Source organism: Trueperella abortisuis (assembly GCF_030811095.1).
Taxonomy (GTDB): domain Bacteria; phylum Actinomycetota; class Actinomycetes; order Actinomycetales; family Actinomycetaceae; genus Trueperella; species Trueperella abortisuis.
In genome coordinates this window covers 1,225,230-1,247,406 of sequence record NZ_JAUSQL010000001.1, presented here as the reverse complement: position 1 = coordinate 1,247,406, position 22,177 = coordinate 1,225,230, and the positions used below count along the sequence as shown (strand labels likewise).

Here is a 22,177-nt window from a genome sequence, read left to right as displayed (position 1 = left end):
AGTGCCCGCACATGTCGCGCATGTGCGGGCACTTTTACAGAACATGACTTTTGCCGGGTGCGTTTCCGACCTACGGGCGGTGCCCGGCTGGAGAAGGAGAATTTATGAGGACCATTGATTCGCTCGGCGACCTCGCCGGCAAGAAGGTTTTCGTCCGCTCGGACTTCAACGTCCCGCTGGACAAGGACAAGAACATTACGGACGACGGCCGCATCCGCGCCGCTCTTCCCACCCTGACGCGCCTCATCGACGCCGGCGCCAAGGTAATCGTCTCGGCGCACCTGGGCCGGCCGAAGGGTGAGGTCAACCCTGACTTCTCGTTGGCTCCCGTGGCCGCCCGCCTCTCCGAGCTGCTTGGCAAGGAGGTCAAGCTGGCGCAGGACACGGTGGGCGAATCCGCGAAGGCCCTGACGGCCGAGATGGCCGACGGCGACGTCGTGCTGCTGGAGAACGTCCGCTTTGACCCGCGCGAGTCGTCCAAGGTCGACGCCGAGCGCGAAGAACTCGCCGCCGAGTACGCCGCGCTGGCTGACGCCTTTGTTTCCGACGGCTTCGGAGTGGTTCATCGCAAGCAGGCCTCCGTCTACGATATCGCCAAGAAGCTGCCGAGCGCGGCCGGCGAACTCGTGTTTAAGGAGATTGACTCCCTGTCGAAGGCCACGAAGGATCCGGCGCGTCCCTACACCGTGATCCTCGGCGGTTCGAAGGTTTCGGACAAGCTCGGCGTCATCGACAACCTGCTCGACAAGGCGGACCGCCTGCTGATCGGCGGCGGCATGGCCTACACCTTCCTCAAGGCCAAGGGCAACGAGGTGGGCACCTCTCTCCTCGAGGAGGACTTCGTGGAGAAGGCCGCCGAGTACCTGAAGAAGGCCCACGAGGCCGGCGTCGAGATCCTCGTGCCGGTTGACAACGTGACGGCTCCCGAGTTCAGCGCCGACGCCCCGGCCTCCATCTACGACACCGGCGAAATGCCGGCCGACGAGATGGGCCTCGACATCGGTCCGAAGACCCGCAAGGGTTACGCGGCCGCGATCGCCGATTCGAAGACGATCGTGTGGAACGGCCCGATGGGCGTCTTCGAGTTCCCGGCGTTCGCGCAGGGCACGAAGGCCATCGCCGAGGCGATGGAGAAGGCTGACGGCTTCACGATCGTCGGCGGCGGCGATTCGGCCGCAGCGGTCCGCACCCTCGGCTTTGACGAAGCCAAGTTCAATCACATTTCCACCGGCGGCGGCGCCTCCCTCGAGTTCCTCGAGGGCAAGGAGCTTCCCGGCATCGCAGTTTTGGAGGACTAAATGTCACGCACCCCGCTCATGGCAGGCAACTGGAAGATGAACCTCGACCACCTCGAGGCCGTTTCCCTGGTTCAGAAGCTTGCCCTCACATTGAAGGACCTCAAGCACGATTTCGCCACCACCGAGGCGGCCGTCATCGTCCCCTTTACGGATATCCGCTCTGTCCAGACGCTCATCGACGCCGAGGAGTTCGAGATCGGATACGGCGCGCAGGACGTCTCGATTCACGACAAGGGCGCCTACACGGGTGAGATCTCAACCGGCATGCTCACCAAGCTTGGCTGCACCTACGTGGTGGTCGGCCACTCGGAGCGACGCGAGTACCACGGTGAGACCTCCGAGCTCGTCGGTAAGAAGGCCAAGAAGGTCCTCGACGCCGGCATGACCCCGATCATGTGTTGCGGCGAGGCGCTGGACGTGCGCAAGGCCGGCAACCAGGTCGATTTCGTGCTTGGCCAGATCGAGGAGATGCTCGCCGGCCTTAGCGCCGAGGAAGTCGCCAAGTCGGTGATCGCCTACGAGCCCATTTGGGCTATCGGCACCGGCGAGGTCGCCACCCCGGAGGACGCCCAGGAGGTCTGTGGCGCCATCCGTGGCAAGGTGGGCGAGCTCTACGACGACGCGACCGCGCAGTCGGTCCGCATCCAGTACGGCGGTTCGGTGAAGTCCTCCAATGTCAAGGACATCATGGCTCAGCCCGACGTTGACGGCGCGCTCGTGGGCGGTGCCTCACTTGACGCCGCGGAGTTCGCGAAGATCGTGACCTACCTCGCCTAAGCGATAGGTTTCACACCGGGGAGGGCAAGGGCGTATACGCCCTTGCCCTCCCCGGTGCTATACACTGGTACGGTATTGCGGCGTCTGGCGCCGATTCCGAACGAAAGAGAATATCGTGCAGGTCATCCTCATTGTGTGCATCGTCGTGCTCGTCCTGTCGAGCCTCCTCCTCATCGGCTCGATCCTGCTGCACAAGGGTCGTGGCGGGGGCGTCTCCGACGTATTCGGCGGCGGCATTTCCACCTCAATGCGTTCATCGGGCGTGGCCGAGCGCAACCTGAACCGCATTACGGTAGGTGTTGCGCTGGTTTGGACGCTGTCGATCGTGCTCATCGGCCTCATCACGAAGTTCCAGGGCTAGGTCGAGCGACTAGCTGTTGAAACGCGCCCGTTTGTCGGGCGCGTTTTTCGTCTCCGGCTTCCCAGAGACCGCGACACGGATGACCGACGGGGCTTGGGTCGCGTCACGGCCGCTTGCCGTTCGTGCCAAGTGCTCTGGCCCCACAGCGCGCTCGCTACCTGGAGAGGGCAAGATCATGGGCCAAGGTCGCGACGGTCGAGCACGCAGCCCACGTGCCGATGCCCGTCCCGCAGATTCCCGTCTACCTGACTACTGGTCGGCCATCGCCGCCAGGACCGCCGCGAATTCAGGATCGTCTCCCACGGTGCGCAGCTCCTCGATCAGCTGAGACTCGTAAGAGCGCATGGGCATCGAGATCTGCAGGTCGGGCCTGCCCGGGCGTCCGAGTACCGCGATGGAGCCGCGGCCAGGGCGGGTGATGGACAGGTCGCCGGAGGGACGATGGAGGCAGACATACTCGATTCCGGGTGCGCCCGTGTGGATCAGCTCGACGGGCACAGCGAGACGGAGCCGTAGCCAGGCGGCGAGCATGTGGGAGCCGACCCGATGGGTGTTGCCACCCACCTGTGCGCTGACGACACTTTCGTGCGGCCCCTCGTTGAGGAGGGCGGCGAGCTGGGAACGCCAGATCGTGATCCCGGCCCAGTTGATGTCCGTGTCGCCGGGCTCGCGTTTCCTCGCCAACTCCTTGAGTGCGCCGAGTGGGTCGGTGACGGCGTTGGCGTTGGTGATGCGTCGGGAGGCGATCTGCCCCAGGCTTCTGTCCGTCGGGCAGGTCGGCGCGTCCTGCACCCACCAGGTGAAGACGGGCGCGTCGGGGAGGAGCAACGGTGTCACGAGCGAGATGCGGCTCGTTCCTGCTCCGTTGTATGGACGCAGAATCACTACTTCTGCTGGTCCCACGTCCTCGTGACCGAGGATCTCAGCGTCGAGCCGGGCGTCGCCGTCGTCGGATGCGTCAGGCAAGACGACGACGATGCGCAAGGGGTGTGCCTCCGCCACGCCGAGCGCGGAGTCGACGACAGCGCGCACCCCGTCCTCGTCGCGAACCACGGCGACGAGGTTGAGGACCTTGCCGAGGGCGTAGGTGCCCTCGCCGCGTAGCTCATTGAGCCGGCGGGCGAGGCGGGCGGACGTGGTGTGTGAGATCTTATCCATGGTTCCTCCTAGGGCCTGCGCCAGGCGTTGCCGTCCTGGCCGAGCATCGCGTCCGAACCGAGCGGCCCCCACGATCCGGGCTCGTACGTCTCGATGGGACGGCCGCTGTTCTCCCAGTATCCCGTCACCTCGTCGATGAGCTTCCAGCCCAGCTCCACCTCGGTTTGACGCGGAAAGAGTGGCGGATCGCCGAGCAGCACGTCGAGGATGAGCCGCTCGTAGGCCTCCGGGGCATACTCGGTGAACGCGTGACCGTAGCCAAAATCCATCGTCACGTCTCGCAGCTGCATCTGCGCGCCGGGAACCTTGGAGGCAAAGCGGAAGGTGACGCCTTCATCGGGCTGGATACGGAGGACGAGCGTGTTCGTGCCCATCCCCGCCATCTGTTCCTTCGTAAACGGCAGGAAGGGCGGGCGGCGGAATTCGAGGGCCACCTCGGTCACGCGCCTGCCCAGCCGCTTTCCGGCGCGCAGATAGAACGGGACGCCCGCCCAGCGGCGCGTGTCGATGCTGAGCCGGAGCGCGGCATAGGTATCGGTGCGGGTGTTGGCGGCGACGCCGTCCTCTTCCAGGTAGGAGCGCACGAGTTCACCGCCCTGCCAGCCAGAGGCGTATTGGGCGAAGACGGAGGACGTCTCCGGGCCGTCGATAAGGTGGGTGGCCTTGAGCACCTTTTCCTTCTCGTGGCGCAACGCATCGGCCTCGAACGACGTCGGTTCCTCCATCGCCACGAGTGCCAGCAGCTGGAGGAGGTGATTCTGAATGACGTCGCGTGCGGCGCCAACGCCGTCGTAGTAACCGGCGCGCGATCCGATGCCGATGTCTTCTGCCATGGTGATCTGCACGTGGTCGACGTGGGCATTGTTCCAGATCGGCTCGAAGAGCTCGTTGGCGAAGCGCAGGGCGAGGATGTTTTGCACCGTCTCCTTGCCAAGATAATGGTCGATGCGGAAGATCGAAGACTCGTCGAAGACCCCGGTTACGATCCGGTCCAGCTCTTGAGCGCTTGCCAAGTCATGGCCGAAGGGCTTCTCGATGACAACGCGCCGCCAGCCCTCCTCCTGGCTGGCCAGCCCGGCGTCCTTGAGTTCGGTGAGAACTTTGGGGAAGAGCGCCGGGGGAATGGCGAGGTAAAAGGCGTAGTTCCCATCGGTTCCGCGCTCGACGTTGGCATCCTCGAGCTCGGCCTGCAGCTTGGCGAAGGTCTCGGGCGAGTCGTAGTCGCCCTCCACCACCCGGAATCCGGCGATGAGCTGGCGAAGCGCCGTCTCGTCGATACCGGTCTTAGCCCCCGCGCGAATCGCATCCTCCACCCAGGCAGTCAGGTCGGGGATGGACGCCTTCGGGCGTGCCACCCCGATCAGGGTGAAAGAAGCCGGCAACAGGTCGCGGTGAGAGAGATCGTAGATCGCGGGCAGGATCTTATTCTTTGACAGGTCGCCCGTGATGCCGAAGAGTACCAAGCCGCACGGGCCCGCCACCCGAAGGAGCCGGGTGTCGCCGTTTGATAGGAGCGGATTCGACCACTCAGGTCCCATGTGTGTACCTCCAAGAAGTGAGGCAGGGCCGCCCCATCGAGCAACCCTGCCTCACCTACTCTACCCCTAGTTAGCGTTCATCGCGTCGGTGACCGTATCGATGAGCTGATCCCAGGCGGTCTCGAACTTCTCCACGCCCTCCTCCTCGAGCTTGGCGGCGACGCCGGGGACGTCGATGCCCAGAAGGGTCAGGCGCTTGATCGTGTTCGCGGCCTCGTCGAGGTTGGGGCGCACGGTGTCGCCCGCAAGCTCCGCGCCGTCCTTCGTGGCCCACAGTGTCGCCTCCGGCATCGTGTTGACCACGTGTGCGGTGGCGAGTTGATCCACGTACAGGGTGGGGGAGTAGTCGGGGTTCTTCACGCCCGTGGAAGCCCACAGCGGACGTTGCATGTTGGCGCCCTCGTCCTCCAGGTCGCGGAAGCGTTCCGACTCGACATGCTTGAGGAAAGCGGCATAGGCGTTGCGCGCGTTGGCCACGCCAGCCTTGCCGCGCATGGCAAGCGCGGACTGGCCGCCGATCTTCTCCAGCCGCGCATCGATCTCCGTATCCACACGGGAGACGAAGAAGGAGGCGACGGAGTGGATGGTGGAAAGATCCTTGCCGGCCGCGAGGGCCGCCTCGAGTCCGCTGAGGTAGGCATCGATGACCTCCTCGTAGCGCTCAACCGAGAAGATGAGCGTGACGTTGACCGAAAGGCCCGCGGCGATCGCGTCGCGGATGGCCGGCAGGCCCGCCTTCGTGGCAGGGATCTTGATCATCACGTTCGGGCGGTCAACCATCGCCCACAGTTCCTTGGCCTGCGCCAAAGTGGGGGCGGGGTTGTGGGCCAGACGCGGGTCTACCTCGATCGACACGCGCCCGTCGTAGCCGCGGCTCGCCTCGAACGTGGGTGCGAACAGGTCGCAGGCCCGCCGCACGTCGTCGGTGGTGAGGGCGGTGATGATCTCCTCGGCCGTCTTTCCCTCGTCCGCCAGGCGTGCGATGTCGTCCCGGTAGGCATCCGAGCCGGAGATGGCGGCTTGGAAGATGGAGGGGTTAGTGGTCACGCCCACGACCGAATGATCGTGAATAAGCCCCTCGAGGTTGCCCGAATCGAGCCGGGAGCGCGAGAGATCGTCGAGCCAGATGGACACACCGAGCTCGGAGAGCTTTGCAAGATTGGACACGTGGCCTCCCTACTTCGTGGCCGCAGCGATGGATTCCTTGGCGGCCTTGACCACGTTTTGCGCGGTCATGCCGTACTTCTTCAGCAGCAAGCCGCCGTTGGCGGATTCGCCGAAGTGGTCGATGCCGACCGTGCGACCGGCGTCACCCACATAGTTGCGCCAGCCGAGCGTCGAGCCGGCCTCCACCGAGACGCGCGCCTTGACGGAGGAGGGCAGCACCGACTCGCGGTAGTCCTCAGGCTGCTCCTCAAACCACTCCAGGCACGGCATCGAGACGACGCGCGCGCCGATGCCCTCCTTGGCCAGCTCCTCGCGGGCTTCGAGCGCCACGGAAACCTCGGAGCCGGTGGCCATGATGACGACGTCGAGCTGCTCGGCATCGGCCAGCACGTAGCCGCCCTTGAGGACGCCTTCAGCCGAGGCCAGCGCCCCCTCGCCACGGGCGGGGACGGGAAGGTTTTGGCGGGACAGGATGAGGCCGGCCGGGCGGTCGGTGCGCTCGAGGATGCCGCGCCAGGCGTAGGAGGTCTCGTTGGCGTCCGCCGGGCGGACGATATCCAGGCCAGGGATCGCGCGGTAGGCCCACAGGTGCTCAACCGGCTGATGCGTGGGGCCGTCCTCGCCCACACCCACCGAGTCGTGGGTCCACACGAAGGTGGAGGGGATCTTCATGAGCGCCGCAAGGCGGACGGCCGGGCGCATGTAGTCTGCGAAGACGAAGAAGGTTGCGCCATACGGGCGGGTCAGACCGTCTAGCGCGATGCCGTTGACGATGGAGCCCATGCCGTGTTCGCGGATGCCGAAGTGCAGGTTGCGCCCGTACTCGTTGCCGGGGAACATCGCCGATGAGCGCTCTTCGGGGAAGAAGGACGGCTCGCCCTTCATGATCGTGTTGTTCGAGCCCGCGAGATCGGCGGAGCCGCCCCACAGCTCGGGCAGGGCGTCCTTGATCGCGTTGAGCACGACGCCGGAGGCGGCGCGGGTAGCTACCGGCTTGTCCGCCTCGAAGGTTGGGAAGGCGTCGGCGTAGCCGTCGGGAAGCCTGTGGGCGAGCACCCGGTCGAGCAAGGCCTTGGCCTCGGGGTTCTCCTTTGCCCACGTGTCGAACTTCGGCTCCCACGCGGCGCGAGCCGCCTCGGCCTTCACCTTGGCCTGGGCGCGGGTGTGCTCGAGCACCTTGGGATCGATGTAGAAGGACTTGTCCGGGTCGAGGCCGAGGAACTCCTTGGTCTGGCGGATCTCGTCCTCGCCAAGGGCCGAGCCGTGCGAGGCGCCGGTGCCCTGCTTGGTGGGCGCCGGCCAGGCGATGATCGTGGACAGCTTGATGACCGAGGGCTTGTCGGTGACCTTCTTGGCCTCCTCGATGGCCCGGTAGAGCGCCTCGACGTCCTCGTGGTACTCGCCGTCGCCGAGCCAGCTCACGTGCTGAGTGTGCCAGCCGTAGGCCTCGTAGCGGGCCAGGACGTCCTCGGAGAAGGCGATCGAGGTGTCGTCCTCAATGGAGATGCGGTTGTCGTCGTAAATGACGATGAGGTTGCCCAGGTTTTGGGTCCCCGCGATGGAGGACGCCTCGGAGGTCACGCCCTCCTGCATGCAACCGTCTCCCGCGATGACGTAGACAAAGTGGTCAAAGACGGATTCGCCCTCGGGGGTGTTTGGGTCGAATAGGCCGTGGGCGCGGCGAGATGCCATCGCCATGCCAACCGCGGAGGCCAGGCCCTGGCCGAGCGGGCCGGTGGTGATCTCCACGCCCTTCGTGTGGCCGTACTCGGGGTGGCCGGGGGTGAGGGAGCCTTCGGTGCGCAGCGCCTTGAGGTCCTCAACCTCGAGGCCGTAGCCGGCGAGGAAAAGCTGGACGTACTGGGTCAGCGAGGAATGACCGGCGGACAGGACGAAGCGATCCCGGCCGAGCCAGGCGTCATCAGCTGGGTCATTGCGCATGACCTTCTGGAAGAGCAGGTAGGCGGCGGGCGACAGCGACATGGCCGTGCCTGGGTGGCCGTTGCCGACATTCTGCACGGCGTCGGCGGCGAGCACGCGGCCGGTGTCTACGGCCTTCTGGTCAAGGTCGCTCCATTCGAACGTCATGAAAAACTCCTTCGTTTAGAGTGCGGGTGAGCGGTTATAGTAAAGTCTACGCGGTTATCTCACAAAGGGAGCGTAAGACGTGGACAGACGCGCTAAAGTGCATGGCAGTGATTTTGCGCGCGACGTCAGCCAATTCCTCGCCCACCTCAGCGTGGAGCGCTCGCTCTCGACGAACACCACCTCCGCCTACCGGCGCGACATCTCCCATTATGTGAATCACCTCGAATCGCGCGGCGTGCACTCCTTTTCGAGCGCCACGCCCGAGGACGCCGCCAGTTTCGTCGACTACCTGCGAGATGGGCGGGCGGGCGCGGTCTTCGCCACGTCCTCGGTGGCGCGGATGGTGACCGCGATCCGACGCCTGCACGGATTCCTCTACCTCGAGGGCCGCACGTCCGCCGACCCCACGGCTGACCTGCGCCCACCGAAGATCGGCCAGCGCCTACCCAAGGCGATCACGGTCGAGCAGATGACCGCCCTGATCGAGGCCGCATCCGTCGGTGACGGGCCGATCGCTCTGCGTGACCGCGCCCTCGTCGAGGTCCTCTACGGCACCGGCGCGCGCATCGCGGAGGCGGTGGGGCTCACGGCCGACGACGTCGACCTTGATTCCGCCACGATTCGTCTGTTCGGCAAGGGTCGTAAGGAGCGAATCCTCCCGCTTGGGCAGTACGCCATCGCCGCGCTGGAGGCCTACCTCGTGCGAGGCAGGCCTGCGCTGGCGGCGAAGGGGACCGGCACGGCGTCGTTATTCCTCAACACGCGAGGCAAACCGCTCACCCGGCAGTCGGCGTGGACGGCGATTAAAGCGATCGCCCAGCGCGCCGGGATCGAGGGCGTCTCGCCGCATACCTTCCGCCACTCGTTCGCCACCCACCTGCTCCAGGGCGGAGCGGACGTGCGGATCGTCCAGGAAATGCTCGGCCACTCGTCGGTGACCACGACGCAGATCTACACCAAGGTCACCACGCAGACGATGCGTGAAACGTATGCCAGTTCCCACCCTCGAGCCCTGCACACTTAAGAACTTGCCGACATCAGGTAGATTAGTGATGTGACTCCTGTACAGACTGATCTCCTCGACGACCTAGATCCCGGCCGCGACTTTCCGCTCCCCGCCGATCTGGATTCCCACGGTCCTGCCCGCATCATCGCCATGTGCAACCAGAAGGGCGGCGTGGGCAAGACGACCACCTCGATCAACCTCGCCGCGGCGCTGGCCGAATACGGGCGCAAGGTTCTCATCGTCGATTTTGACCCGCAAGGCGCGGCATCTGCGGGCGTGGGTATCAACGCGATGAGCCTCGAGCGGACGCTGTATGACGAGATGCTCTCCGCCAAGCCCGACATCACGCGGATCATCCACCACACCTCCACCGAGAACCTCGACATTGTGCCGTCGAACATTGAGCTGTCCGCCGCCGAAATCCAGCTCATTAACGAGGTGGCGCGCGAACAGTCGCTCCTGCGGGTGTTGCGTCCGATAGTCAACGATTACGACGTCATCATCGTCGACTGCCAGCCCTCCCTCGGCCTGCTCACCATCAACGCGCTCACCGCCGCCCACGGCGTCATGATCCCACTGGAGGCGGAGTTCTTCGCCATGCGCGGCGTTGCGCTCCTTATCGACCAGATCGAGCGTGTCCAAGACCGACTCAACCCGCAGCTGAGCGTGGATGGCGTACTGCTGACCATGGTCGACACGCGCACGCTACACGCTCGCGAGGTGATCTCCACGATCCGCCAACAGTTCGGGGAGAAGGTCTTCGAGACCCAGATCCCTCGCACCGTCCGCTTCCCGGACGCCACAGTGGCGGCTGAACCGATTACCAGCTACGACCCGAAATCGAAGGGCGCCGAGGCCTACCGCCGGCTTGCACGCGAACTGATCTGCCGTGGCGGCGCACCCTAGTGAGCGGCGACGAGGATCTCTTTAGCGATGGATTCGCCGTCGATCTCGATGTCTTTTCGGGGCCGTTTGAGGTTCTCCTCTCACTGATTTCCCGCAAGAAGCTCGACGTCACCGAGGTGGCGCTGGCCGAAGTGACCGACGAGTTCCTGGACTTCGTGCGTGTTCACGAGGCCGACCTGTCGCAGATGTCCCAGTTCGTCGTCATCGCCGCGACCCTACTGGACATGAAAGCGGCGCGCCTGCTTCCGCACGAGGAGGTCGAGGAAGAGGACGTGGAGATCCTCAGCGCACGTGACCTCCTGTTCGCCAAGCTCTTGCAGTACAAGGCCTACAAGGACGTTGCAGCCGACCTTGCTGCCACGCTGGCCGTGCAGTCGCTGTCCCACGCGCGTGACGTGCCGATGGAGGAGCGCTTCCGCGCTCTTTTACCCGAGGTCGAATTGCGCATCGGCGTGGAGGACCTTGCCCTGCTGGCGGCGCGCGCCTTGACCCGCATGCCTGAGGAGGTCACCTTCGACCACCTGCACGACCCGCTGGTGCCCGTCGAGACCCAGGTGGACTACCTGCGCCAGACCCTCGTGGTGGGGGAGCGGGTCTCCTTCACCGAACTGTGCCGGCAGGCCCACTCGGTCACGACCGTGGTCTCCCGCTTCCTGGCGGTCCTTGAGATGCTGCGCGGCGGGGAGGTCGATGTCGAGCAAAATGGCCCACTGGCCACCCTCTTCATCACGCGCACGGCAACGCCGAAAGACGCCCGCCCTTCGGCGGATGTGTCTGCGGCGCTCCTGGCATCGGCGCCGTCGGCGGGGGAGAATGACGAAAGTGAGGATAGCGATGAGTGACGTTCAGCGTGGCGCCCTCGAGGCGATCTTGATGGTGGCGCCCGAGCCCATCCCGGCGGATCGGCTCGCGGCGTCCATCGACCTGCCCGAGGCCGATACCGACTCCCTCCTGCGCGCGATGGCTCGTGCCTACACGGAGGAACAGCGCGGATTCGAGCTACGCGAGGCGGGTGGCGGCTGGCGCTTCTACTCCCACCCGCGCTACAGCGAGATCGTGGCCGGATTCATCACATCGGGCCAGTCCTCCCGGCTGTCGGTCCAAGCGCTCGAGACGCTCGCCGTCATCGCCTACCGCCAGCCGTGCACCCGCGCACAAATCGCGTCAATCCGTGGAGTTGAGGTAGACTCTGTTGTTCGAACTTTGGTCACCAGGGGGTTGGTCGAGCAGGTGGGAAGCACGGCCGCCACGGGCGCGAGCCTGTACGCCACCACCCCGCTCTTCCTTGAGAAGATGGGCATGAACTCACTCGACGACCTGGCCCCCTTGGCGCCCTACCTGCCAGACGATGCCGACCTCGACGAGGTCGAAAAGGAGCTACGATGACACGCGCACAGGACCTGTACGACGCCAACGGGGAGCGCCTACAAAAGGTGCTCGCACACGCCGGCGTTGGATCCCGGCGCGCCTGCGAGGAGCTCATCACCCAGGGGCGGGTCAGTGTCGACGGCGTCGTCGTGCGCCAGCTCGGCATCCGGGTCAGCCCCGACGCCGTCATCCACGTTGACGGCAACCGGGTTCAGCTCGACGAGACGAAGCTGACGCTCGTGTGCTACAAGGAGCGCGGCGTCGTGTCCACCATGAGCGATGACCAGGGTCGGCCAACGCTGGCCGACTACGTCGCGGACCGCACCGAGCGGCTCTACCACGTGGGCCGCCTCGACGCCGACACGGAGGGCATCATCCTGCTGACCAACGACGGCGAGCTCGCTCACCGCCTCACCCACCCCTCCTACGAGGTGCCCAAGACCTACATCGCCCGCGTGGAAGGCACCGTTCCGCGCGGTCTGACCAAGGTGTTGGAGAAGGGGATCACGCTCGACGACGGCCCAGTCAAGGTGGACAGCTTCGTGCTACGCGAATTGGGCAAGAAGCATTCGATCGTGGAGCTGACCCTGCATTCGGGGCGCAACCGCATCGTGCGCAGGATCATGGAGGAGGTCGGCTTCCCCGTGATTGACCTGGTGCGCACCCAATTCGGCAACATCACGATCGGGCGTCTTAAGCCGGGCCAAGTGCGCCAGGTGGCCGGCTCCGAGCTCGGCGCCCTGATGAGCATGGTGAAGCTGTGAACGACACCGTGCTCACGCCCTCGCCGGTGCTGGTGATCGGCGCCGGTCTGCTTGGCACCTCCATCGCGTTGCGCCTGCGCCGCGCCGGGGTGGAGGTTCACCTCGAGGATGCCTCGCCGGTGGCTGCCGCCCTCGCTCGCGATCTGGGGGCGGGAACACTGGATCCGGTCGCCAAGCCGAAGATCGTCGTCGTCGCGATTCCGCCCGACGTGACGGCGGGGGTCGTGGCGAGCGCGCTGGATCGATTCCCGGATGCGGTGGTCACCGACGTAGCCTCGGTCAAGGATAAGATCGGCGCCGCGCTCGAGGGCCACCCCGGATTCGACCGCTGGGTCGGCTCGCACCCGATGGCGGGCAAGGAGCGGTCCGGCGCGATAGCCGCCGACGCCGACCTCTTCGTCGGCCGCCCGTGGGTCATCACCCCCAACGATCACACGTCGCAAGCGGCGGTGGGGGCGGTGCGCACGCTCGCCGTCGACATGGGTGCGTCGGTATCCATGCTCAGCGCCGCAGAACACGACCACGCCGTCGCACTCGTGTCCCACATGCCTCAGCTCATGAGCTCGCTCGTGGCTTCGGCCCTGCGCGATGCACCCGCGCAAGCCCTCGACCTGGCTGGTCAGGGTCTGCGCGACGTCACGCGAATCGCGGAATCGGACCCGCTACTGTGGACGTCGATCATCAACGGCAACCGCACCGAGATCGCGAACGTATTGCGGGGCATCTCGGCCCGCCTAGGCGCGCTCGTCGCCACCCTCGACCGGGACTCTGGCCTGGACCGCATATCGTCCGTCATCTCGGACGGCAACAAGGGCGTGGCCCGCATCCCGGGCAAGCACGGAGGGGCGCGCGCCTCCTACGCCGACGTCATCGTCCTCATCCCGGATCAGCCGGGCATGCTCGGGCGACTGTTCGCCGAGATCGGCGAGCTTGGAATCAACATCGAGGACCTCGAGATGGAGCACTCGGCACGCCAGCCGGTGGGTCGGGTTATTCTCAAGGTCAACCCGCATCAGGGGCTTCCCCTCGAACGCGGCCTGGAACAGAAGGGGTGGCAAGTGGTCAGAAGTGAGAATCCTCAGCCGTTGGTGATCGCCATCGATGGGCCCTCGGGCTCCGGCAAGTCGACCGTGGCCAAGCGGGTGGCTCGCGAGTTGGGGCTGTCCTACCTCGATACCGGTGCGATGTACCGCGCGGCCACGTGGTGGGCCGTCCACGAGGGCGTCGACCTCGACGACGCCGAGGCCGTCCTCGCATCCACCCGGTCGATGCCGCTCTCGATCGACCTCGACCCCGCCAGTCAGCGTTTCATGTGCGCTGACAATGACATCACGGCCGCGATCCGCACCTCCGAGGTATCCAAGGTGGTCTCGAAGCTGGCGGTCAACCTTGACGTGCGGGCAGAAATGGTGCGCATGCAGCAGGCGATCATCGCCGAAGAGTCCACCCCCTCCGGCCATTCGCAGGGCCGGGGGATCGTGGCCGAAGGGCGCGATATCACCACCGTGGTTGCCCCCAACGCGCCCGTGCGGGTACTACTGACCGCCTCGGAGGAGGCGCGCTTGGCGCGTCGCGCCAGGGAGAACCTCGGCACCACCGACCAGGACGCCATCGCCGCCACCCGCGACGAGGTGCTCCGCCGTGACCGCGACGACTCAACCGTCATCAACTTCACCGTCGCCGAGGACGGCGTGACCACCATCGACTCGTCCAACCTTGGCATCGACGACGTCGTGGCCGCCGTCATCGACCTGATCCCGGAAGGCTACCGTGACTGAGAACGACGCCCAGGAAGAGGCCAACTACGAGCTCATGCGCTCCTCCCTCGAAGACTACGAACTTGAGGACGACGACGCCGCGCTGCTCGACATCGACCCCGAGATCGCACCCGCTGAGGTGGCTCCGACCAACCCCGTGTTGGCGATCGTCGGACGGCCCAACGTGGGCAAGTCCACCCTCGTCAACCGGGTGGTGGGCCGGCGAGTCGCCGTCGTGCAGGACACCCCCGGCGTCACGCGCGACCGTGTTTACTACGACGCCGAATGGAACGGACGCGCCTTTACGGTCGTGGACACCGGCGGGTGGGAGATCGACGTGACCGGCATCGACCGCTCAGTTGCCGACCAGTCCGAGATCGCGATCCGGGAGGCCGACGCCGTCGTGCTCGTCGTGGACGCGAACGTGGGCGTTACGGACGGCGACGAGCGCATCGTGGAGTTGATTCGACGTTCCGGCAAGCCGACCGTGCTGGCAGCCAACAAGGTTGATTCGCCCGCGCAGGAGGCGGACGTGGCCTACCTGTGGTCTCTCGGGTTGGGCGAGCCGTTCCCCGTGTCCGCCCTTCATGGGCGCGGATCGGGGGATCTGCTGGACGAGGCGATGCGGGTGCTACCCAAGGTCTCCGGTGTGCGGCGAGAGCGTCCGGGTAAGGGGCCGCGCCGCGTGGCGCTCGTGGGAAAGCCGAACGTCGGCAAGTCTTCGCTGCTTAATCAGCTGGCGGGGGAGAACCGCGTGGTGGTCGACGACCTCGCCGGCACCACGCGCGACCCGGTCGACGAGATCGTCGAACTTGACGGGCGAGTGTGGACCTTCGTCGACACCGCGGGCATTCGGCGTCGTGTGCATATGCAGTCCGGCGCCGACTACTACGCCTCCCTGCGCACACAGCGCGCCATCGATAAGGCGGAGCTCGCGCTGATGCTCATCGACGCCTCCTCGGATCTGTCCGAGCAGGACGTGCGTATCATGCAGCAGGTCATCGATGCCGGGCGCGCGATGGTTCTCGTGTGCAACAAGTGGGACCTGGTGGACGACGAGCGGCGCATCCAGCTCGACCGCGACATCGAACGCGAACTCGTGCAGATGCCGTGGGTAGAGCGCATCAACATTTCCGCCAAGACGGGATGGCACACCAACCGCCTCACGCGCGCGATGGAGAAGGCGCTCGACTCGTGGGATAAGCGCGTCACGACCTCCAAGCTCAATTCGACGCTCGGAGAACTGGTCGCTGCCAACCCTCACCCGGTTCGGGGCGGCCGCCAGCCGCGCATCCTCTTTGCCACCCAGGTGGCCGTTCAGCCGCCTCGCTTTGTGCTCTTCACCACGGGCTTCCTGGATCACGGTTACCGGCGCTTCATCGAGCGCCGGCTGCGCGAGACCTTCGATTTCCTCGGCTCACCCGTGGAGATTTCGGTGCGTGTGCGCGAGCGACGCAAGCGAAAGTAGCCAGGGCATCCAGACGGAGGTCGTGCGCGGCAATCATGTGGTTTGAGCATGCGTGCCAAAAGCCCACATGCGCCGCGGTCATGGGCCATAATTGAGCCATGACTAAGAGAATTGGAATCCTCACCGCAGGCGGCGACGCACCCGGGTTGAACGCGGCCATTCGTGGCTTTGGCAAGGCAGCGATCGGCAACTACGGCTGGCAGCTCGTGGGTTTCCGCGATGGTATGCGCGGACTGGCTGAGAATCGTTTCGTTGAGCTTGAGGCCAGGGAGCTGTCGGGTATCCTGACGACGGGCGGCACGATCCTGGGCACGTCTCGTGACAAGGTCCATCGCATGATGGTCAATGGCCAAAAGACGGACATGATCCCCACGATCGTGGATAACTACGAGGCCGATGGCCTCGACGCTCTCGTTTGTCTGGGCGGCGGGGGAACGGCCAAAAACGCCCATCGGCTTGCCGAGGCCGGGCTCAACGTCATCCACCTGCCGAAGACGATCGACAACGACATTCTCTACACGGACTCCTCCTTCGGCTTCTCAACCGCGCTTGAGATCGCCACCGAGGCAATTGACCGCCTCCATTCGACGGCGCATTCCCACCATCGCATTATCGTGGTTGAGCTTATGGGACATCGCGCGGGCTGGCTTGCCCTCGGTGCGGGTATCGCCGGTGGCGCCGACGTCATTCTGATTCCGGAGATCCCATACTCGGTTGAGGCGATCGCGGAGAAGATCGAACGACGTCGGGCGAACGGACTGAGCTTTTCCGTGGTCGCCGTCGCAGAGGGCGCGATGCCAATCGAGGAGGCCAAGCAACTCGAATACGCGCGTACCCTTGTCAAGGACGCCTCATCGCCGGAGGCGAAGGCGATCGCGAAGAAGTCTGTCAAAGCGATCGAGAGCTCCCACCGCGGCACGTCGTTGGCGTTGGCGCAGGAGCTTGAGTCGCTGACGGGGCTCGAGGCACGCGTGACAATCCTTGGTCATGTGCAGCGCGGTGGTACTCCCAACGGTGCGGATCGCCTGCTGGGCACTCGGCTCGGCGTGGCGGGCGCGGCGGCCGTGGCCGAGGGCCATTTCAATGTCATGGTGGCTGACCGCGGGCACGGCACTGAGCTGGTAGACCTCGAGTCGGTGGCCGGCAAGGTCAAGTACGTACCCACAGACCACGAATGGATTGAGGCAGCTCGCGAGGTCGGCACGGCAATGGGCGACTAGCCCGCCTGCATGCGGAAATGGCTACCAGGAGTAGCAATCGCCAAGCTCGGCCGCGACGGAAACGTCACCACAACCGTCCTTGTGAGAATCTGCGAAGCGCTCAACTGCGACATCGCCGACATCTGCGAAGTCGTCCCGAATGAACAGGAGAACGCACAACGAGAAAGGCGAGCGCGAAGGGTAGAGGGCTGATAGCCACCGGTCTCTGCCTGGACAAACGGGTAGTAGCGACGCGACCGCGCAGCCCGGCACCGGAGCCGACCAATCAGGCAGAATTCAGCGGCAGCAGCGCCGCAGGCAACCCGACTTTCACGAACCCATGGAGCAAGCAATGACCGAAGAACTCAACGAAGTGCCACGCACCACCCCCGACTTTGCCACCGAAGCAGCCACCAAGCTCGCAGAACTCTTCCCCGAGGTCGCAGCCGACGGCAAAATCAACCTCGACACCCTCAAGACCATCCTCGACATCGACGTCGAGGACGGCCGCGAGCGATTCGGTCTGACGTGGCCAGGCAAGCGCGAAGCAATTCGGGTAGCACAAACACCGACAACGGCAACACTCATGCCCGACAAAGAGAACTCCGTCGACTGGGACACCACTCAGAACGTCTTTATCGAGGGCGACAACCTCGAAGTGCTGAAGATCCTCCAAAAGCACTATTACGGGCAGATCAAGATGATCTATATCGACCCGCCATACAACACGGGCAACGACTTCGTCTACGCGGACGATTATGCGGATTCTATAGGCAACTACCTCGAGCTCACCGGCCAGACCGATGACGGCGGGAGACTGTCAACGAACTCGGAATCATCCGGGCGCTTCCACTCCAACTGGCTCAACATGATGTACCCGCGCCTCAAACTCGCGAGGAATCTCCTGACGCAGGACGGTGCAGTCCTCATCTCGGTAGACGACAGCGAGCAAGCCAACTTGCGTATGATGTGCGATGAGATATTTGGGCAGAATAACTTTATTGCTACTTTGGTCTGGCAAGGCGGTCGTAAGAATGACTCACGGTATGTGTCAGTGGGTCATGACTACATTTTAGTGTACGCAAGAAATGAGGCCTTCCTTAAAGAGAACGGCGTTCGGTGGAGAGAACGCAAATCTGGTGTCGAAGATGCTCTTGAAGCTGGATCGAGGTGCTGGCAAGCTGCACAAGGTAACCCGGCTCTTGCTACAAGGAAATTCAGAGAGTGGCTCGGATCCAGAAAGGATTTGACCCCAGCGGTTACCCGTTTCAAGAGCATCGATCAAAATGGTCGAGTCTATAACGCTGACAAAGATCTAGGGTGGCCCGGAGGTGGTGGACCACGGTTTGAGGTTCTTCATCCGATAACGAAGCGACCTGTCACAACACCGAGCACAGGCTGGCGTTTCACGGAAGAGAGCCTGAAAGAACAAGTTCAAAGAGACCTCATAGAGTTCGGGGTTGATGAAAAGAAGATTCCACGCGGCAAGACCTTTCTTGACGAACTTGATTCCCAAGTAGCTGAATCGGTCTTTACACAAATCAGAACGACCGCTGCTCAGCGTCTCCGACGCCTCATAGGTTCCGGTGTATTCGACTACCCTAAAGACGAGTATGTTCTTGCCCGGTGGACCAAGCTCGTCCTCAATGGTGACACTAATGGTATCGTCCTGGATTTCTTTGCGGGGTCTGGCACAACTGCTCATGCCGTGATGCACCTGAATGCGGAGGATGGCGGTAACCGCAGGTGTATTTCGGTTCAGCTCCCGGAGCCTACGGGTGAGAAGTCCGAGGCGCGTAAGGCTGGATACGAAACGATCTCGCAGATTACGCGCGAACGTATTCGCCGAGCCGGAGAGAAGTTCCTTGAGGAAGAGTCCGGCAAGCTCGATGGACGCAAAGATCTGGATGTTGGTTTCCGCGCCTACAAGCTTGTGGACACTAATTTCGCGAAGTGGAAGGCGGACTCAGGTCTTACTGAAGAAGACCTGGTTGGTTTACTTGCACGGTTGGCTGATTCGGCTAATGATCATGCTCGCCCTGAGGCGCTGTTGACTGAGGTCTTGTTGAAGCTTGGCTTCTCGTTGTCAGAGAAGATCGAGAAGGTCAACATCGAGGGTCTCGAGGTGTTCAGTGTGGCTGGTGGGCTTGTGTTGGCCTACCTGGATGAGCACCAGACTCCGACGCTGGATCAGTTGCGTGCGATGGTCGCAAAGGAGCCGGAGCGGCTTGTGATCCTGGAGGATGCGTTCCAGGGTAATGATGAGTTGAAGACGAATCTGGTGCAGGAGTGCAAGACCCGCAGTGTTGATCTGTGGACGGCGTAAGGCGAGTGAGTGATGCGTTTTCAGTTTGATCCCCGCCAGCCCTACCAGACGAGCGCCATCGAGGCTGTCACGGATCTGTTCGATGGGCAGCCCGCCGATGCTGACCAGCTCGTGACGAGTTTGCAGTTCCTTCCACCTCAACAGGCTCTCGATTTTCCCGATCTTCCTGGGCAGGGTTCCTTGGATGTCGCCGTGGAGATTGGAGCTTATGGCAACAACCTGGTTCTTGATGAGGACACGATTGCCGCGAATCTGCGTCGAGTGCAGGATCGCAACGGTTTGGAGGTTAACGACACCCTGGTGGATGGGCTTCAGTTCGATGTAGAGATGGAGACCGGGACGGGTAAAACGTATGTGTATTTGCGGACGGCGTTCGAGCTTGCGAGCAAGTACCGGTTCAACAAGTTCATTATTTTGGTGCCGTCTGTAGCGATCCGTGAGGGCGTGAAGACGAGCATCCAGTTGATGCGGGAGCATTTCCGGCATTTGTATCCGCAGATCAACATGGACTACACGGTGTATTCGGGGGATCGGGCTGAGGATGTGCGGGATTTCGCGACCGCGACGTCGCTGCAGTTTATGGTGATGACGATTGATTCGATCAGGGGCGACAAGAACAACCGCATCATCCACCAGATGCGCGACAAGCTCTCCGGGCTGCGGCCGTTGGACTTCTTGCAGGCGACGCGGCCGATCGTCATCATGGACGAGCCGCAAAACATGGAGTCCCAGCTGTCCCACTCCGCCGTCGCCGACTTAAATCCGCTGTGCACGCTGCGCTACTCGGCAACCCACCGCACCACCCGAAACGTGGTCTACCGGCTCGATCCGTTGGATGCGCACCGGCTGGAGTTGGTGAAGAAGATTGTCGTTTCCGACGCCTTGGAGATGGGCAGCGCTGCGAAGCCGTATGTGAGGTTGCTGGAGGTCAAGCGCGACCCGTCGTTCAAAGCGTCGCTGGAGCTGGTGGTGCGGAAGAAGGACGGCGGCTTCGTCAAGAAGAAGGTCTCTGCCACCCAAGGTGCCGATCTGGAGCGGCTCTCTGGTGGGAATCCGGCGTATGAGGGGAATTGGCGGATCAACGAGATCAGCATCCAACCCGAGCAGATCGAGCTCAGTAACCACGGATATCTGCGGGTGGGTGAGGCGATTGGCGATAACCAGGACGCTGTGTTCAGGGAGATGATCAGAGAGACCATCCGTGAGCACATCCGCAAGGAGACCCAGGTTCACGAGCGCGGTATCAAAGTGCTCTCGCTGTTCTTCATCGACAAGGTCGCCTCTTATCTTGGTGAGGGCATCAATAACCTTGATGCGCGCGGCCCGTTCGCCGAGGCCTTCGATGCGATTTACGGTCAGGAGCGAGCGAAGAACCCAGCCTCACACGCGTTCCTGCCCGAGGATCCGGTGGAGGTGCGCTCGGGGTACTTCGCGCAGATGAAGGCTGGTAAGGGTAAGAATGCCCAGCTCACGTTTAAGGACTCCTCGGGCAAGACGAAGGCAGATGATGACGCTTATGAGCTGATCATGAAGGACAAGGCTCGCTTGCTCAGTATGGACGAGCCGGTCCGGTTCATCTTCTCTCACTCTGCGCTCCGTGAGGGGTGGGATAACCCGAACGTGTTCCAGATCTGCACGCTGCGTGACATGGCGACCGAGACCGAGCGTCGCCAGACTATCGGCCGTGGCCTGCGCCTTCCTGTGAACCAAGATGGTGAGCGGATCAAGGACGCGGGCACCGCACAACTCACTGTGGTGGCGAACGAGTCATATAAGGCGTTCGCGTCCGCGCTGCAGGATGAGTACAAGCAGGCTGGTGTGGCGATCGGGTACGTGAGGCGGACTGAGTTCGCTGCGTTGCCGGTGGTTGATGAGGTGACGGGCAAGGAGACGCGGCTGGGGACAAAGCGTTCCGGTGAGATTTGGGAGTCGCTCCACAGCCAGGGCTACATCAATGCCGCCGGTGAGGTGATGGGCACGTGGGTGCCGGATCAGCTGGGCTTCACAGTGAATCTGCCTGCCGAGTTCGCAGGTTACGAGGAAGACATCATCCGGATCGTCGATGGCTGCAAGATCGAAACGATCGTCAAGCAAAAGCGCAAGCGGCAGGTGCGTACCCTTAACAAGCAGGTCTATGCCACCCCGGAGTTCGAAGAGTTCTGGGAGGCGATCACCGCGCGCACCACCTACCGGGTTGCCCTCGACCGAGCGGACCTCATCAGCCGGAGTGTGGCGAGTATTCGCCAGGCGCCGCAGATCGATCCGATCCGTATCCAAGTCACTCGCACGGGGCTTGAGATCACCCGTGGTGGCCCGAAGGGCACGGAACTGGGTTCCCGATCCAGTGTGCTCACGGACTCGTATCCGCTGCCGGACATCATCAGCCAGCTGCAGGAGGCGACCTCACTGACCAGGAAGACGATCATCGAGATCTTGATCGGCTCCGGCCGTATCGGGGACTTCCTGGCGAACCCGAATGACTTCATCAAGATGGTCACCGAACGCATCGAGACCGAGCTCGCCCACACCCTCATCGATGGGATCCAGTATGAGCCGATCGGTGGCTCCATCTACGAGCTGCGTGAACTCCAGGCCGATGGGCTGGAGGAGAAAGACCGGTTCATCGACCAGCTGTATAAGGTCACGAACAAGAACAAGACGGACTTCGACTACCTCGTGCTCGACTCGGTAGTGGAGCGGCAGTTCGCCCAATATCTGGATGGGCGTGAGGACATCAAGTTGTTCATGAAACTGCCCGACAAGTTCCGTGTCCCCACACCGGTGGGTGATTACAACCCGGACTGGGCAATCATCAAGGTTGAGGACGGCACGGAGCACCTCTACCTGGTGCGGGAAACGAAGTCGAGCCAGGATCCAGCCAAGCGCCGCCCGAGCGAGAACGCGAAGATCAAGGCTGCGATGAAGCACTTCGCGGCGATCGGCGTGGACTATGCGGTCTCGGCGCCTGATCGGTGGGAAATCTAGGAGACAATCTA

18 protein-coding genes are annotated in these 22,177 nt (G+C 63.5%); 14 read left to right on the top strand and 4 right to left on the bottom strand.

Going from position 1 to position 22,177, the window contains the following annotated elements; translation table 11 throughout:
* Positions 1–104 precede the first annotated feature (104 nt).
* The 3 genes from J2S45_RS05510 to secG all read left to right on the top strand — a co-directional run bounded on the left by J2S45_RS05510 (position 105) and on the right by secG (position 2,436).
* A complete protein-coding gene (locus tag J2S45_RS05510; RefSeq protein ID WP_296931140.1) occupies positions 105–1,298 on the top strand; it encodes a phosphoglycerate kinase in 1,194 nt (397 codons plus the stop codon).
* A complete protein-coding gene (gene tpiA, locus J2S45_RS05505; protein WP_270974579.1) occupies positions 1,299–2,075 on the top strand; it encodes a triose-phosphate isomerase in 777 nt (258 codons plus the stop codon). It begins immediately after the preceding gene.
* Positions 2,076–2,190: 115 nt separating this feature from the next.
* Complete coding sequence (secG, locus tag J2S45_RS05500) at positions 2,191–2,436, top strand: preprotein translocase subunit SecG (RefSeq protein ID WP_270974578.1); 246 nt, start codon at positions 2,191–2,193, stop codon at positions 2,434–2,436.
* A 249-nt stretch (positions 2,437–2,685) separates the two neighbouring features.
* On the opposite strand, the gene J2S45_RS05495 is transcribed toward secG, so the two are convergent.
* The 4 genes from J2S45_RS05495 to tkt all read right to left on the bottom strand — a co-directional run bounded on the left by J2S45_RS05495 (position 2,686) and on the right by tkt (position 8,387).
* Positions 2,686–3,594, bottom strand: coding sequence for a glucose-6-phosphate dehydrogenase assembly protein OpcA (locus J2S45_RS05495; protein WP_307634784.1), 909 nt, complete (start codon positions 3,592–3,594; stop codon positions 2,686–2,688).
* 8 nt (positions 3,595–3,602) lie between these two features.
* Positions 3,603–5,132, bottom strand: a complete 1,530-nt coding sequence (gene zwf / locus J2S45_RS05490) for a glucose-6-phosphate dehydrogenase (RefSeq protein WP_307634783.1) — start codon at positions 5,130–5,132, stop codon at positions 3,603–3,605.
* Between the two features lie 66 nt (positions 5,133–5,198).
* Entirely contained in the window at positions 5,199–6,299 is a 1,101-nt protein-coding gene (gene tal / locus J2S45_RS05485; RefSeq protein ID WP_307634782.1) for a transaldolase, read from the bottom strand.
* Between the two features lie 9 nt (positions 6,300–6,308).
* Positions 6,309–8,387, bottom strand: coding sequence for a transketolase (tkt, locus tag J2S45_RS05480; protein WP_307634781.1), 2,079 nt, complete (start codon positions 8,385–8,387; stop codon positions 6,309–6,311).
* Positions 8,388–8,466: 79 nt separating this feature from the next.
* Between tkt and xerD the strand changes: the two genes are divergently transcribed.
* From xerD to J2S45_RS05425, 11 genes are all read left to right on the top strand, one after another.
* The gene (gene xerD, locus J2S45_RS05475; protein ID WP_307634780.1) at positions 8,467–9,411 is read left to right on the top strand and encodes a site-specific tyrosine recombinase XerD; all 945 of its coding nucleotides are present in this window, start codon (positions 8,467–8,469) and stop codon (positions 9,409–9,411) included.
* A 30-nt stretch (positions 9,412–9,441) separates the two neighbouring features.
* Entirely contained in the window at positions 9,442–10,299 is an 858-nt protein-coding gene (locus tag J2S45_RS05470; protein WP_270974572.1) for a ParA family protein, read from the top strand.
* On the top strand, positions 10,299–11,141 hold the full coding sequence (locus tag J2S45_RS05465; protein WP_296932588.1) for a segregation and condensation protein A: 843 nt from the start codon (positions 10,299–10,301) through the stop codon (positions 11,139–11,141). The genes J2S45_RS05470 and J2S45_RS05465 overlap by 1 nt, the downstream gene beginning before the upstream one ends.
* Positions 11,134–11,685, top strand: coding sequence for an SMC-Scp complex subunit ScpB (gene scpB, locus J2S45_RS05460; RefSeq protein WP_296932586.1), 552 nt, complete (start codon positions 11,134–11,136; stop codon positions 11,683–11,685). Before J2S45_RS05465 ends, scpB begins: the two co-directional genes overlap by 8 nt.
* Positions 11,682–12,431, top strand: coding sequence for a pseudouridine synthase (locus tag J2S45_RS05455; RefSeq protein WP_296932583.1), 750 nt, complete (start codon positions 11,682–11,684; stop codon positions 12,429–12,431). The genes scpB and J2S45_RS05455 overlap by 4 nt, the downstream gene beginning before the upstream one ends.
* Positions 12,428–14,209 carry a prephenate dehydrogenase gene (locus J2S45_RS05450; RefSeq protein WP_307634779.1) on the top strand — a complete coding sequence of 594 codons (1,782 nt, stop codon included), beginning with the start codon at positions 12,428–12,430 and terminating at the stop codon, positions 14,207–14,209. The genes J2S45_RS05455 and J2S45_RS05450 overlap by 4 nt, the downstream gene beginning before the upstream one ends.
* A 34-nt stretch (positions 14,210–14,243) precedes the next feature.
* Positions 14,244–15,656, top strand: coding sequence for a ribosome biogenesis GTPase Der (gene der, locus J2S45_RS05445; RefSeq protein WP_300047189.1), 1,413 nt, complete (start codon positions 14,244–14,246; stop codon positions 15,654–15,656).
* A gap of 98 nt (positions 15,657–15,754) precedes the next feature.
* On the top strand, positions 15,755–16,876 hold the full coding sequence (locus tag J2S45_RS05440) for a 6-phosphofructokinase (protein WP_296932580.1): 1,122 nt from the start codon (positions 15,755–15,757) through the stop codon (positions 16,874–16,876).
* A gap of 9 nt (positions 16,877–16,885) precedes the next feature.
* Positions 16,886–17,068, top strand: coding sequence for a helix-turn-helix domain-containing protein (locus tag J2S45_RS05435; protein ID WP_307634778.1), 183 nt, complete (start codon positions 16,886–16,888; stop codon positions 17,066–17,068).
* A gap of 139 nt (positions 17,069–17,207) precedes the next feature.
* On the top strand, positions 17,208–19,181 hold the full coding sequence (locus tag J2S45_RS05430) for a site-specific DNA-methyltransferase (protein ID WP_307634777.1): 1,974 nt from the start codon (positions 17,208–17,210) through the stop codon (positions 19,179–19,181).
* Between the two features lie 12 nt (positions 19,182–19,193).
* Entirely contained in the window at positions 19,194–22,166 is a 2,973-nt protein-coding gene (locus J2S45_RS05425) for a restriction endonuclease (RefSeq protein WP_307634776.1), read from the top strand.
* Positions 22,167–22,177 lie beyond the last annotated feature (11 nt).

What these genes read in the sequence shown, in the direction of transcription:
- J2S45_RS05510 (WP_296931140.1), top strand. Translation starts at nt 105, where the DNA reads ATGAGGACCATTGATTCGCTCGGCGACCTCGCCGGCAAGAAGGTTTTC.
- tpiA (WP_270974579.1), top strand. Translation starts at nt 1,299, where the DNA reads ATGTCACGCACCCCGCTCATGGCAGGCAACTGGAAGATGAACCTCGAC.
- J2S45_RS05495 (WP_307634784.1), bottom strand. Translation starts at nt 3,594, where the DNA reads ATGGATAAGATCTCACACACCACGTCCGCCCGCCTCGCCCGCCGGCTC.
- zwf (WP_307634783.1), bottom strand. Translation starts at nt 5,132, where the DNA reads ATGGGACCTGAGTGGTCGAATCCGCTCCTATCAAACGGCGACACCCGG.
- tkt (WP_307634781.1), bottom strand. Translation starts at nt 8,387, where the DNA reads ATGACGTTCGAATGGAGCGACCTTGACCAGAAGGCCGTAGACACCGGC.
- scpB (WP_296932586.1), top strand. Translation starts at nt 11,134, where the DNA reads ATGAGTGACGTTCAGCGTGGCGCCCTCGAGGCGATCTTGATGGTGGCG.
- J2S45_RS05455 (WP_296932583.1), top strand. Translation starts at nt 11,682, where the DNA reads ATGACACGCGCACAGGACCTGTACGACGCCAACGGGGAGCGCCTACAA.
- der (WP_300047189.1), top strand. Translation starts at nt 14,244, where the DNA reads ATGCGCTCCTCCCTCGAAGACTACGAACTTGAGGACGACGACGCCGCG.
- J2S45_RS05440 (WP_296932580.1), top strand. Translation starts at nt 15,755, where the DNA reads ATGACTAAGAGAATTGGAATCCTCACCGCAGGCGGCGACGCACCCGGG.
- J2S45_RS05435 (WP_307634778.1), top strand. Translation starts at nt 16,886, where the DNA reads ATGCGGAAATGGCTACCAGGAGTAGCAATCGCCAAGCTCGGCCGCGAC.
- J2S45_RS05430 (WP_307634777.1), top strand. Translation starts at nt 17,208, where the DNA reads ATGACCGAAGAACTCAACGAAGTGCCACGCACCACCCCCGACTTTGCC.
- J2S45_RS05425 (WP_307634776.1), top strand. Translation starts at nt 19,194, where the DNA reads ATGCGTTTTCAGTTTGATCCCCGCCAGCCCTACCAGACGAGCGCCATC.